We start from the raw sequence: 13439 nt of genomic DNA on the forward strand, positions 1-13439 counted from the left end.
GTGACCGTTTCGAGACGCGAAGTACGCTTTAACGCGTGTCGACGAACCGTATAGCCCTCTATTACGCCTTTACGCCACTGCCCGATCCGGAGGCGATCCGGCTGTGGCAGCGCGCACTCTGCGAGAAGTGGGGGCTGCGCGGAAGGATCCTCATCTCCAGGGACGGGATCAACGGGACGGTCGGCGGCGAGGTCGGCGCGGTGAAGCAGTACGTCAAGACGACGCGCGAGTACCCGGCATTCAAGGGCATGGAGATCAAATGGTCCGACGGCGGCGCCGACGACTTCCCGCGCCTCAGCGTCAAGGTCCGCGACGAGATCGTCTCCTTCGGCGCCCCCGGTGAACTGAAGGTCGATCAGGACGGCGTGGTGGGCGGCGGCACCCACCTCCAGCCGGAGGAACTGCACGCGCTCGTCGACGCCAAACGCGCAGCGGGGGAGGAGGTCGTCTTCTTCGACGGCCGGAACGCCCTCGAAGCCCGGATCGGGCGGTTCAAGGGCGCCGTGGTACCCGATGTGCGGACCACCCACGACTTCGTCCGCGAACTCGATTCCGGCCGGTACGACGACCTCAAGGACAAGCCCGTCGTCACCTACTGCACGGGCGGGATCCGCTGCGAGGTCCTCTCCAGCCTGATGGTCAACCGTGGCTTCCAGGAGGTCTACCAGCTCGACGGCGGCATCGTCCGCTACGGGGAGAAGTACCGCGACGGCGGGCTCTGGGAGGGGTCGCTGTACGTGTTCGACAAGCGCATGCACCTCGAGTTCAGCGACGACGCCGTCACGCTCGGCAAGTGCGTCCGGTGCCACGCACCCACGAACACCTTCGAGAACTGCTCCGATCCCGCCTGCCGCAACCTCACCCTGTACTGCGCCGGGTGCGCAGCCGATCCCGCCACGCTCCGCTGCCCGCAGGGCTGCGAGTCGGACGAGGCCGAGGCGACGGCCGCGGGCGCCGCCTGATGGTCGGCCCGGCCGTGCACCACCGGGAGTTCGACCACGACGTCGCGTCGGCGCCGTCCGGTCGGGACCTCGCCGCACTCGAAGCCCTCTCCGCGGACCTGGCGGCACTGGACTATACGGTCGACGGCGTCGGCTCGCTGCTGGGCGGTCCCGCCTACTCCGCGCTCGGCCGGGGCCAGCTCGCGCCCGCCCTCCTGGAGGCCCGGCGCCTCCTCCGACACGACGGGAGCGGGGACGGCGACCGGGACGGTGGCGCCGGCGAACTGGAGGGCGGCACGGGGGGCGCTCGCGACCCCCGTGCTGTTCCCGTGCTGCTGTGGCTCCTCGGGGAGGACCTGGCAGAGGACGACCTCCGGGCGGCCTTCCCCGGGACCGGCGTCACCGGGCTCGAAGCGCTCCGGCTCATCGAGCCCGCGCCCGGTGATCCGTGGACCGAGCAAGGGTGCCGCGACGCCGGCCGAGCGTCCGGCGACGCGGGCAGGGAGCCCGGCGACGGGAACCACGCAGCCGCGGATGCGGGCCAGGAACCCGGTGGCGCCGACGAGGGCCTCGCGCCACGCTCCTGGCGTGCCGCCGTCGAACTGCGCCCCTACGCCTCGGACGTCGGGGGCAACCTCTGGGTGGCCAGTGATCTCGGCTCCGAGCAGCGTCCGGGGCCGCTGCGCCACGACCACGTCCTGGGCATCGGCGGGGCGTCACTGACCCTGGCGCAGACCGTGATGAGGACTTCGGTGGAGCGTGCCCTGGATCTCGGCACCGGCAGCGGTATCCAGGCCTTCCATCTCCTCCCGCACGCCCGCCACGTCACCCTGACGGACATCTCCGGGCGGGCGCTCGCGTTCGCCCGGTTCAACCTCCTGCTCAACGCCCCGGCCCTCGGCCTCGACCCGGAGCGACCCGGTGAGCGCGTCAGCCTCCGGCAGGGCAGCCTGCTCGAGCCGGTCGAGGGGGAGCGCTTCGACCTCGTGGTGTCCAACCCTCCCTTCGTGATCACCCCGCGCACCGGGGAGCCGGCCGAGTCCTACACCTACCGCGACGGCGGCCTCGCCGGCGACGCCATCGTCGCGACCCTGGTGCGGGAGCTGCCCGGGGTCCTCACGCCGGGCGGGGCGGCGCAGCTGCTCGGCAACTGGGAGATCACCGAGGGGACCGAGTGGGAGCGGCGGATCCGCGGCTTCGTGCCTCCCGGGGTCGACGCCTGGATCATCCAGCGTGAGCAGCTGACCCCGGTGCAGTACGCCGAGACCTGGTTGCGGGACGCCGCCGAGAACCGGGACCGCGACGCCTACCTGGCGAGCTTCGCGGCCTACCTCGCGGACTTCGCCTCGCGGGACGTCGAGGGGATCGGGTTCGGTTCGGTGTGGCTGCGTCGCCCCCACGGCCCGGGCGACCTCGTCCGCGTGACGCTCGAGGAGATCACGCACGAGATCGAGCAGCCCGTGGGTCCCCACCTCGCCGCCGCCGTCGGGCGCGGGGACTGGCTCGCCGAGCACACCGAGCAGGTCGCCTCCGGCGTCGGCGTCGCCGACGAGTTCCTCCTCGTGGCCGACGACGTCACCGAGGAGCGCCACCAGCGTCCCGGGGCGGAGCACCCCGGCGTCATCCTGCTGCGGCAGGGGGCCGGGCTCCGACGGACCACCCTGCTGAGCACGGAGCTCGCCGGGTTCGTGTCCGCGTGCGACGGCGACCTCACGGCCGGGCAGATCGCGGGCGCCCTCGCGATGCTGCTCGACCGGCCCGATGCGGCCTTCACCTCGGAACTGCTGCTGGACGTCGAGCAGCTCATCCGCGAGGGCTTCCTGATTCCGGTCCCCTGAAACCAGCCGTTACCCTTGTGCGGGTACTCATGACGCATACTGTGAAGTGAGCCCGGCAGCGGGATCCGGACCGGATGCCCGCGTTCATACCCCGGCATCGCACCCGTATTCATAGGAGAGAAGTGCCGACCAAGGCCACGGACAAGAAGCACGGCAAGAAGCTCGTCATCGTTGAGTCCCCCAGCAAGATCAAGAGCATCTCGGGCTATCTCGGTGAGGGTTTCCAGGTCGCCGCGTCCATGGGGCACATCCGCGACCTCCCCCAGCCGTCCGACCTCCCCGCCGAGCTGAAGAAGTCCTCGGTCGGCAAGTTCGCCGTGGACCTCGACAAGGACTTCGAGCCCTACTACGTGGTGTCCCCGGAGAAGCGGAAGACCGTCGCCGAGCTGAAGGCGGCACTCAAGGACGCCGACGAGCTCTACCTCGCGACCGACGCCGACCGCGAGGGCGAGGCCATCGCGTGGCACCTGCTGCAGGTCCTGAAGCCGAAGGTCCCCGTCTACCGCCTGACCTTCGGCGAGATCACTAAGGAGGCCGTGACCCGCGCCCTCGGTGAACTGCGCGACGTCGACATCCCCATGGTCGACGCCCAGGAGACCCGCCGTATCCTCGACCGCCTCTACGGCTACGAGATCTCCCCCGTGCTCTGGCGCAAGGTGGCACGCGGCCTGTCCGCCGGCCGCGTGCAGTCGGTCGCGACCCGCCTCGTCGTCGAGCGGGAACGCGAGCGCATGGCCTTCCGCACCGCGTCGTACTGGGACCTCACCGGGACCTTCGCGCCCGCGGACCCGTCCAAGGGCACCGCCTTCCCGGCGAAGCTCGTCGCCGTCGACGGCAGCCGCGTGGCCTCCGGGAAGGACTTCTCCGACCGCGGCGAGCTGAAGACCGCGAACGCCGTCCCCCTCGACGAGGACGCCGCCCGTTCCCTCGCCACGGGCCTCGAGAGCGCTGCCTTCGAGATCCGGTCCGTCGAGACCAAGCCCTACACGCGTCGTCCCGCCGCGCCGTTCACCACCTCGACCCTGCAGCAGGAGGCGGCCCGCAAGCTGCGCTTCAGCTCCAAGGTCACCATGCAGGTGGCGCAGCGACTGTACGAGAACGGCTACATCACCTACATGCGTACCGACTCGTCGGCGCTCTCCGACCAGGCGATCAACGCCGCCCGCCGCCAGGCGTCGGAGCTGTACGGCCCCGAGTACGTCCCCGAGTCACGCCGCGTGTACAAGGGGAAGGCCAAGAACGCGCAGGAAGCGCACGAGGCCATCCGCCCCGCGGGCGACTCGTTCCGCACCCCGGCCCAGGTGGCGCAGTCGCTGCGCGGCGACGAGTTCCGCCTGTACGAGCTGATCTGGAAGCGCACCGTCGCCTCGCAGATGGCGGACGCCAAGGGTTCGACGGCGTCCCTGCGCCTCGGCGCGCGGAGCACCGACGGCCGGGACGCCGAGTTCGCCGCGTCCGGCACGGTCATCACCTTCCGCGGCTTCCTGGCAGCGTACGAGGAGGGCCGCGACGCGGGCCGCACCGAGGACGGGGCCGACGACGACGCGCAGGGCACGCGCCTGCCCGACGTCGCCAAGGGCGACCCGCTGGGCGCGACGGCGATCGAGGCCGTCGGCCACGAGACCACGCCGCCCCCGCGGTACACCGAGGCGTCGCTCGTGAAGGTGCTCGACGAACGCGGTATCGGGCGGCCGTCGACGTACGCCGCGACGATGTCCACCATCATGGACCGCGGCTACGTGAGCACCCGCGGGCAGGCCCTCGTGCCGAGCTGGATCGCCTTCTCGGTGGTGCGCCTGCTCGAGGAGCACTTCAACGACTACGTCGACTACGACTTCACGGCGGAGCTCGAGGAGGACCTCGACCGTATCTCGCGCGGTGAGGCCGGGCGCGTGGAGTGGCTCAACCGCTTCTACTACGGCGACCGCAAGGACACCGGGCTGCACACGATCGTCTCCGAGCTCGGTGAGATCGACGCCCGGCGGATCAACTCCGTCGAGATCGCGGAGGGCATCACGCTGCGCGTCGGCAAGTTCGGCCCGTACCTCGAGAAGCCACTGCCGGCCGACGCACCGGAGGGCACCGAGCCGCAGCGCGCCAACGTCCCCGACGACCTCGCGCCCGACGAGCTGACGGTCGAGAAGGCCCTCGAGCTCATGGAGGCGCCCACCTCGCAGGAGCGCGTGCTCGGCACCGATCCCGAGACGGGGCGCAGCATCGTGGCCCGCGACGGCCGCTACGGGCCGTACGTGATCGAGCTGATCCCGGAGGTCACTGCGGAGGATCTCGCGAACCAGCCCGTGGAGTACTACAAGAACGGGAAGCCCAAGCCGCCCAAGAAGCCGGCGAAGGTCAAGCCGCGCACGGGATCGCTCTTCGAGTCCATGTCGGTGGACACCGTCACGCTCGAGGACGCCCTGAAGCTCATGAACCTCCCGCGCGTCCTCGGCACGGACGAGGACGGCAAGGAGATCACGGTGCAGAACGGCCGCTTCGGCCCGTACCTGAAGAAGGGCAGCGACTCCCGCTCCATCGGCTCCGAGGAGGAGATCTTCACGATCACCCTCGAGCAGGCGCTGGAGATGTACAAGCAGCCCAAGCAGCGTGGCGGCCGGGCGGTCACCCCGCCGCTCGCCGAGTTCGGGGACGACCCCGTGAGCGAGAAGCCCATCGTGGTGAAGGACGGCCGGTTCGGCCCCTACATCACCGACGGCACCACGAACATCACGGTGCCCGGGAGCATGGCGATCGAGGAACTGACGCGTGAGCAGGCGATCGACATGCTCGCCGAGAAGCGCGCCAAGGGACCGGCGCCCAAGAAGACCACCCGGCGGGCACCCGCCAAGCGCAAGGTCGCCGCGGGCAAGTAGCCCGCGACGCGGCACGCAGGTACTGAAGACAAGCGGGGGAAGAGCTGGAAGCGCAGGAACAATGCGGCTAGGTGTGCTGGACATAGGGTCGAACACGGTCCATCTGCTACTCGTGGATGCCCACCCAGGAGGACGCCCGGTGCCGTTCGCGTCCCACAAGAAGCCCCTGCAGCTGGTGGCGTACCTCGATGAGGACGGCCGCATCTCGCGGAGGGGGCAGGACGAACTCGTCGGGTTCGTCCGTGAGGCGCGCGCCTTCGCCGCGGGCCATGACGCCGAGGACTTCCTCGCCTTCTGCACCTCGGCGATCCGCGAGGCCGGCAACGGCAGCGAGGTCCTGGCCCGTGTGCGGGCGGAGACCGGCGTCGACCTCCAGGAGCTCTCGGGCGACCAGGAGGCGGCCGTGACGTTCCAGGCCGTCCGCCGCTGGTACGGCTGGGGTGCCGAGTCCATCCTCAACCTGGACATCGGCGGCGGCTCCTTCGAGATGGCGATGGGCACCGACGAGCTCCCGGAGGTGGCGCTGTCCGTCCCGCTCGGCGCCGGCAGGCTCACACGCGACTGGCTGCAGGGTGACCCGCCGTCAGCCAAGAGCGTGAAGGAGCTGCGCCGGTACATCCGGGCGACGCTCCGCGAGGCGGTGCCCCGGTTCGAGCACCTCGGGGAGCCGCATCTGGTGGCGGGGACCTCGAAGACCTTCCGCTCGCTCGCCCGCATCGCGGGCGCCGCACCGTCCGCTGCCGGACCGTTCGTCCGGCGCGAGCTGCGGCTGGAGGACCTCACGCTGTGGACGAAACGCCTGGCCGCCATGAGCGCCGCCGACCGCACGAACCTCGACGGCGTGTCCGACCTGCGGGCACCCCAGGTGCTCGCCGGCGCGCTCGTGGCCGAGTGCGCACTCGAACTGTTCAATGTGCCGTCCATGGACATCTGCCCCTGGGCGCTCCGCGAGGGACTGCTGCTGCGGCGGTTCGACGCCAAGATGTTCGAGGCCGACGAGCCGCTGCCGGGAGCCGGGGTGGGCCATGCCCAGCTCGACTCGATGCGGCGCACCTCCCTGCCCAGGGGGGCCTGACATGGCCGGACCCACGAGCGGCCCGCCTGCCATCCCGGTCGCGCTGTCCAGTGCCTCCGTCTATCCGCTCGCCGTCCACGACGCCTTCGCGCTCGCCCAGGACCTCGGCTACGACGGCGTGGAGGTCATGGTCACCAACAACTCGGTGAGCCAGGACCCGGACCAGCTCGGCGTGCTCAGCGAGCGGTACGGGATGCCGATCTTCGCCATCCACGCGCCGACGCTGCTCCTCACACAGCAGGTGTGGGGCAAGGCCTGGACGAAGATCGAGCTCTCCGCGGCGATGGCCGCCGAGGTCGGCGCCCGGACGGTGGTCACCCACCCGCCCTTCCGCTGGCAGACCGGGTACGCCGAGGAGTTCCCGGAGGGGATCGCGCGGGTCGCTGCCGAGTACGGCGTGGAGATCGCCGTCGAGAACATGTACCCGTGGAAGGTCCGGGGCCGCGAGGCGAAGGCCTACCTGCCGCACTGGAACCCGATCCCGGAGCCCTACGAGCGCATCACCTGGGACTTCTCGCATGCCGCCATCGCCGGCATGGACTCGTACGAGGAGATCCGTGCGCTCGGCGGCAGGCTGGCGCACGTCCACCTGACCGACGGCACGCCCAACGGCAAGGACGAGCACCTGCTGCCGGGCCAGGGCATGCAGCGGTGTGCCGAGGCCCTCGGCCACCTCGCCGCGTCGGAGTGGGACGGCGTCGTCGCCGTGGAGGTGAGCACCCGCCGAGCACGCGGTGCAGGGGAACGCGAGGAATGGCTGGCGGAGACGCTGCGCTTCGCGCGCGAACACCTCGGGCACTGACGCTCCGCACAGCGCCTCAGGAGAGGGGCGCTGGAGCCGGCTCGGCCGACAGGGCCCCGTAAGCGGCGCGGAGACGGGCCGCCTGGAGCGGTTGCCGGGGGATGGCCTCTTCCGGGCGGGAATCGGGTCCTTAAAGGGAATCGGCGCCGGTAGGACCAGATGTTGGGGGGATCATCTGCTGCCACCGGCGCCGGACCGGATCAGGAATTCCGGTCTCACTCGCACCCTTATGAGGTAGGTACGACAGTAGGCCCCCACCTTGTGCAGCAGCACCGAGAACGCTGGGAGAAGGCTGGACAGCACGCATGGCAGGATGGGGCCATGACACTCCATGCCACGCAGCGCATCGCCTTCCTGGGGTGCGGATCCATGAACGAGTCCATCCTGGCCGGGCTGCTGGCCGCGGGTCTCGACCCCGCCCTGGTCACGGCCACCGTGCGTCGGTCCGCCCGGGCCGCAGAGCTGGCGGAGCGGCACGGCGTGCGGGCACTCGCCACCTCCGACGACGGCGCCGCGAACGTCACCGCCGTGCAGGACGCCGACGTCGTGGTCCTGGGCGTGAAGCCCGTGGGCATCGTCCCGCTCGCCCGCGAGATCGGGCCCGTCCTGAAGCCGTCCGCCGTCGTGCTGAGCGTTGCTGCCGCGGTGTCGCTCGCCATGATCGAGGCCGCCCTGCCCGAGGGACAGCCGGTCATCCGGTCCATGCCGAACACGCCCGCGCGGCTCGGCCGGGGCGTGCTGTCGATCTCGGCCGGTTCCGCTGCCGGTCCGGACCTCATGGCGCAGGCACGCGACCTCCTGCGGCCCGCCGGCACCGTCGTCGAGATCCCCGAGGACCAGGTGGATGCGCTCTCGGCCGTCAGTGGATCAGGCCCCGCGTACGCGTTCTACCTGGCCGAGGCGATGGCCGCCGCGGGCGCGGAGCTCGGCCTCGACGCCGGTCTGGCGGCGCTGATCGCCCGGGAGACGGTCGCGGGTGCGGGCTTCATGCTCGCCGAGGAGGGTGCCGACGCCGCAGCCCTCCGCCGAGCGGTCACGAGCCCCCACGGCACCACACAGGCGGCCATCGAGACGTTCGACGCCTCGAACCTGCCGGGCATCGTCGCCGACGGAGCCCGTGCCGCGGTCGCCCGTGCCGGCGCGATCACGCGCGAGCTGGCGGATCCGTCGTCGCCCTGACGGGCTGCTGCGAGGCCCACACGGCCAGGAGCGCGACCGGCAGGACGACGCCGAGACCGGTGAACAGCCGCAGCGGCAGGGGTCCCTCGCCCGACACGGTGCCGGTGAGGGTCAGGGTCACGGTGATCGACGAGAACAGCATCACGGGAACGAGGGCGCCGAGCAGCACGCGACCGAGCATCCGCGGGGTCCGCGCGCACCGCCGGGCGAAGACGTAGCCGACCGGGAGGACGAGCGCGATCCACACCCAGTGGTGGAACCAGGAGATGGGGGAGATCGCGAGCATGACCACCGCGTTGGCGGTGACGGCGCGGAGGACGTCGCCGTCACGGTCGGCCCGCCGGATCGCCGCGTGGCCGAGGGCGACGACGGCCAGGGACGCCAGGACCCAGACGGGCCGCTGCAGGTCGTCCGCCAGCCCGGACTGCGCGACGATCGAGTTGAGCGACACGTTGTAGAGATCAGCCGTCGCCCCCACCCGCGAGGCGTCGAACAGCGCGTCCAGCCAGAACGCGGCCGACTCCCGGGGCGCCAGGAGCCACCCCACCGCCACCGTCCCGCCGAAGGACGCCGCCATCCAGGCCAGTGACCGCCAGTCGCGCCGGGCGAGGAACACCAGGCCGAAGGCCAGCGGCGTCAGTTTGATGCCGGCCGCGATCCCGACGAGCACCCCCGAGGGCAGACGGGTGGATCGCAGCAGGTCGGCGAGGACCAGCACCATCAGGAGCGCGTTGACCTGGCCGAAGCCGAGGCCCTCACGCCACGGACCGCTGATACCGATGAGCAGCATCGCCGCCAGGACGGCGGCGTACGTCCGCCCCGCGGCACGGGGGCGGGCAGGCCGCGAGGCCTGCAGGTAGCGCACGACGACGACCGCGACGCCGGCGAGGCAGACGCACGAGAGCGCCGTGACGATCCCGAGGGCCGCCGCCTCGGGGAGCAGCGCGAGCGGCACGAGGAGGATCGCGGCGAACGGCGGATACGTGAACGGCAGTCCGCGCGTATCGGTCTGCACGAGCGCGTCGTCGTACAGCTCCTTGTCGCCGGCCCGCCCGAGCAGCGCGAGCGCACCCTGCCTGTACACGGAGAGGTCGAGCCCGTGGATCTGCGCCGCCACGACGACGAGGGCGAGGACCGCCGCCCCGGCGAGGGCGGCCGCCACCAGGCCGAGGAGCCGGGGCGCATCGCCGGTGGATGGACGACGGGACCCGCCCGGCCTGCTCGCCCGCGCCGTCGCGCGAGGGCCGGCTCCGGGCACGCTAGGGCCGGCCGGCAAAGCGCTCGAGCAGGTCCACGTGGCCGGACACGATCAGCATGTCGCGGCCGGACACCTTCGTGTCGGGGCGCGCATAGGTGAAGTCCTCGCCCGGCGACTTCACGCCCACCACGGTGACGCCGTACTTCGAACGCACGGAGGACTCGGCGAGCGTGAAGCCCTGTGTCTCCTTCGGCGGGTACATCTTGACGATCGCGAAGCCGTCGTCGAACTCGATGAAGTCCAGCATCCTGCCGCCCACGAGGTGCGCCGCGCGCTGGCCGGCATCGGCCTCCGGGTAGATGACGTGGTTGGCGCCGATGCGCTTGAGGATCTTGCCGTGCGAGGGCGTGATGGCCTTGACCCAGAGGTGGTCGATGCCGAGGTCCACGAGGTTCGCCGTGATCAGCACGCTGGACTCGATCGAGGTACCCACCCCGACGACGGCGGCCGAGAACTCCTGGGCGCCGAGCTGGCGGAGCGAGTCGATGTTCGTCGCATCTGCCTCCACCACGTGCGTCAGGATGCTGGCAAACTTCTGCACGAGCTGCGGGTCCCGCTCGATGGCGAGGACCTCGCGGCCCTGCCGGACGAGCTGTTCGGCGGTGGCCGCACCGAACCGGCCGAGGCCGATCACGAGGACGGGTGCATTGTGGGCGGGTCTTTCAGCCAATGATCGGCCTCTCGTCGGGGTAGCGGTACAGCGTGCTGCGTTGCCTCAGCGCGAGGGCCGAGGCGAGGGTGATGGTGCCCATGCGCCCTGCGAACATGAGCGCGGACAGGACGTACTTGCCCGCCGGCGGCAGTTCGGCACTCAGGTTGGTGCTGAGTCCCACGGTCGCGAAGGCGGAGATCACCTCGAAGACCACCTTGTCGAGGCTCTCGTCGGAGATCGCGAGGATGAGGCCGCTGCCCACCAGGACGAGCGTGGCACCCATGAAGATCACCGAGATGGCCACGCGCATCACCCCGTGGGGGATGGTGCGGCCCCACGCGCGGACGTCTGAGTCGCCCCGGGCCTCGGCGACGATCGCGAGGAACATGACGGCGATCGTGGTGACCTTGATGCCGCCGGCCGTGGACGCCGAGCCGCCTCCCGCGAACATCAGGGCGTCCGTCAGGAGCATGGTCGTGGTGTTCATGTCGTTCTGGTCCACGAGGTTGAAGCCGCCGGAGCGCGTCATCACCGAGGCGAAGAGGGCATGGATGGTCTTGTCGACCACGTTCAGGTTCGCGATCGTCCGGTCGTTCTCCCACTCGAGGAATCCCCAGGCGAAGGTCCCGGCCACCAGGAGGATCAGGGAGACGAACACCGTGAGCTTGGCGTGCAGCGTCCACTTCCTGAAATGGTGGCGGACCTGGACGAGGACCATGACCACGGGGAACCCGAGGCTGCCCAGGAAGACGCCGACCATGAGCGGCGTCAGGATCCAGAGGTCCGTCTCGTACGGCACCAGGCCGTCGCTGTGGGGGGTGAAGCCCGCGTTGTTGAAGGCGGAGATGGAGTAGAAGACGCCGTGCCAGAGTGCCTGCCACCAGGGTTCCCCGAGGATCATGAACCGGGGGATGAGGACGACGGCGAGCACGATCTCGATGACGACCGACGTGGTGATGACGATCCGCAGCAGCGTGCCGATCTCACCGAGGCGGCTCGCGTTGTTCAGCGCCTCCTGGGCGAGGAGCTTGCCGCGCACGCCGAGGCGCTTGCTCACGATCAGGGCGAGGAGGGAGGCGAGCGTCAGGGTGCCGAGCCCGCCGATGAAGATGCCGAGCAGGATGACCAGCTGGCCGAAGAAGGACCAGTGCGTCGCGGTGGACACCACGGTGAGACCCGTGACGCAGACGGCGGACACCGCGGTGAAGAAGGCGTCGTGCAGGGGCGTGACCTGCCCGTTGCTGGCCGACACGGGCAGGCTCAGCAGCACCGTGAACACGAGGATGACGGCGGTGAAGATGAAGAGGGCGAGGCGTGCGGGCGAGCTGTTCGCGAAGGAGTCGACGAAGTCGCGGATCGAGGCCAGCAGCCTGAAGTACCCGTTCTGATCGTCCTTCAGCCACCGTGGCTGTTGACTTAGCATTGACGCCCGCTTGCCCCGTTTACTGGTCCTCCCGCCGAAGCGGCACCGTCTTCATCCGTCCCGGTCCCCGCCGGCACCGATCGGTCCTGATTGTCCCTTGCAGTAGTAAAGCATCCCACCGGGGTGCGTCGTCGGAATATCGCCCATCGCGTAGCCTTGCAGGGATGTCTACGCATTCCAGGTCAGCGGTGCCCCTCCAGGTCGTCTGGGGCGAATCCATGCTGGCCTACGACTTCGGCGGGCAGCACCCCATGAACCCCGAGCGGCTGCACCTCACCGCACGCCTCGTGCGGGAGTGCGGCCTGCTCGACCTCGACGGCGTGGCGGTCGCCGACCCGTTCGTCGCCTCCGACGACGACCTCGCGACCGTCCACAGCGCCGACTACATCAGGGCCGTGCGGCAGGTCAGCAGCAACCCGGGCACCTCCGACGCCGCCCGAGGCCTCGGCACCGAGGACAACCCGGCGTTCGCCGGCATGCACGAGGCCAGCGCGCGGCTCGCGGGCGGCTCGCTGGGCGCGGCGGAGGCCATCCTCGACGGCACAGCCGTGCGGGCCGTCAACTTCGGGGGCGGGATGCACCACGCCGCCCGATCCCGGGCCAGCGGCTTCTGCATCTACAACGACACCGCCGCCTCCGTCCAGCGGCTGCTCGACCGCGGCGCGCGGCGCGTCCTCTACATCGACGTGGATGCGCATCACGGCGACGGCACCCAGAGCATCTTCTGGAACGAGAGCCGCGTCATGACCATCTCGCTGCACGAGACGGGCATGAGCCTCTTCCCCGGCACGGGCTTCGCCAACGAGACCGGCGGACCGCAGGCCGAAGGCTCGGCGGTGAATGTCGCCCTGCCGACGACCGCCGGGGATGCGGCGATGCTGCGGGCCTTCCACGCCGTCGTCCCGCAGCTCGCAGCGGCCTTCGCGCCCGACGTCATCGTCAGCCAGCACGGGTGCGACTCCCACCGCGAGGATCCCCTCACGAACCTGCGGGTCAGCGTCGATGCCCAGCACGCCATGATGGTCGGCGTCCGGGACCTGGCGGACCGCCTGTGCGGGGGCCGGTGGATCGCCACCGGCGGAGGAGGGTACGCCCTCGCGAGCGTGGTGCCCCGGTCCTGGGCCCTGCTGGTGGCCGTCGCGGCAGGAGCGGCCACCGGCCCGAGGACCCCCGTGCCCGACGCGTGGCGCCAGTACGTCCTCGAGCGGCACGGCGTGGACGCTCCGCGCCTCATGGGCGACGGCGCCGACACGTGGTGGCGCTCCTGGGAGGTCGGCTACGATCCGAACGACGAACTGGACCGCACGGTGATGGCCACGCGGAAGGCTCTGTTCCCCCTGCACGGACTCGATCCCTGGTTCGACTGACCTCAGGATGCCGTCGCGCGCATATATCGCTAGG

At 70.7% G+C, this 13439-nt stretch carries 10 protein-coding genes; 7 read left to right on the top strand and 3 right to left on the bottom strand.

Annotation, left to right across the window (positions count from 1 at the left end; genetic code table 11):
• Positions 1-35: 35 nt before the first annotated feature.
• The 6 genes from trhO to proC all read left to right on the top strand — a co-directional run bounded on the left by trhO (position 36) and on the right by proC (position 8705).
• Positions 36-962: an oxygen-dependent tRNA uridine(34) hydroxylase TrhO gene (trhO, locus tag ACX80K_RS06315; protein WP_459271019.1), complete on the top strand. Its 927-nt coding sequence runs from the start codon at positions 36-38 to the stop codon at positions 960-962.
• Positions 962-2779, top strand: a complete 1818-nt coding sequence (locus tag ACX80K_RS06320; RefSeq protein ID WP_459271020.1) for a DUF7059 domain-containing protein — start codon at positions 962-964, stop codon at positions 2777-2779. Before trhO ends, ACX80K_RS06320 begins: the two co-directional genes overlap by 1 nt.
• 122 nt (positions 2780-2901) lie before the next feature.
• Entirely contained in the window at positions 2902-5649 is a 2748-nt protein-coding gene (gene topA, locus ACX80K_RS06325) for a type I DNA topoisomerase (protein ID WP_459271021.1), read from the top strand.
• A 61-nt stretch (positions 5650-5710) separates the two neighbouring features.
• Positions 5711-6724, top strand: coding sequence for a Ppx/GppA phosphatase family protein (locus ACX80K_RS06330; RefSeq protein ID WP_459271022.1), 1014 nt, complete (start codon positions 5711-5713; stop codon positions 6722-6724).
• Between the two features lies 1 nt (position 6725).
• Complete coding sequence (locus ACX80K_RS06335; protein WP_459271023.1) at positions 6726-7526, top strand: sugar phosphate isomerase/epimerase family protein; 801 nt, start codon at positions 6726-6728, stop codon at positions 7524-7526.
• Positions 7527-7847: 321 nt separating this feature from the next.
• On the top strand, positions 7848-8705 hold the full coding sequence (gene proC, locus ACX80K_RS06340; protein WP_459271024.1) for a pyrroline-5-carboxylate reductase: 858 nt from the start codon (positions 7848-7850) through the stop codon (positions 8703-8705).
• On the opposite strand, the gene ACX80K_RS06345 is transcribed toward proC, so the two are convergent.
• The 3 genes from ACX80K_RS06345 to ACX80K_RS06355 form a co-directional block, all read right to left on the bottom strand.
• A complete protein-coding gene (locus ACX80K_RS06345) occupies positions 8671-9867 on the bottom strand; it encodes a glycosyltransferase 87 family protein (protein WP_459271025.1) in 1197 nt (398 codons plus the stop codon). The genes proC and ACX80K_RS06345 overlap by 35 nt on opposite strands.
• Before the next feature lie 97 nt (positions 9868-9964).
• Entirely contained in the window at positions 9965-10633 is a 669-nt protein-coding gene (locus tag ACX80K_RS06350) for a potassium channel family protein (protein WP_104050125.1), read from the bottom strand.
• Positions 10626-12038, bottom strand: coding sequence for a TrkH family potassium uptake protein (locus ACX80K_RS06355; protein ID WP_459271026.1), 1413 nt, complete (start codon positions 12036-12038; stop codon positions 10626-10628). The genes ACX80K_RS06350 and ACX80K_RS06355 overlap by 8 nt, the downstream gene beginning before the upstream one ends.
• A gap of 164 nt (positions 12039-12202) precedes the next feature.
• Here ACX80K_RS06355 and ACX80K_RS06360 point away from each other — a divergent pair, with 164 nt between their 5' ends.
• Positions 12203-13405 carry an acetoin utilization protein AcuC gene (locus ACX80K_RS06360; protein ID WP_459271027.1) on the top strand — a complete coding sequence of 401 codons (1203 nt, stop codon included), beginning with the start codon at positions 12203-12205 and terminating at the stop codon, positions 13403-13405.
• Positions 13406-13439 lie beyond the last annotated feature (34 nt).

The organism is Arthrobacter sorbitolis, from assembly GCF_054510995.1.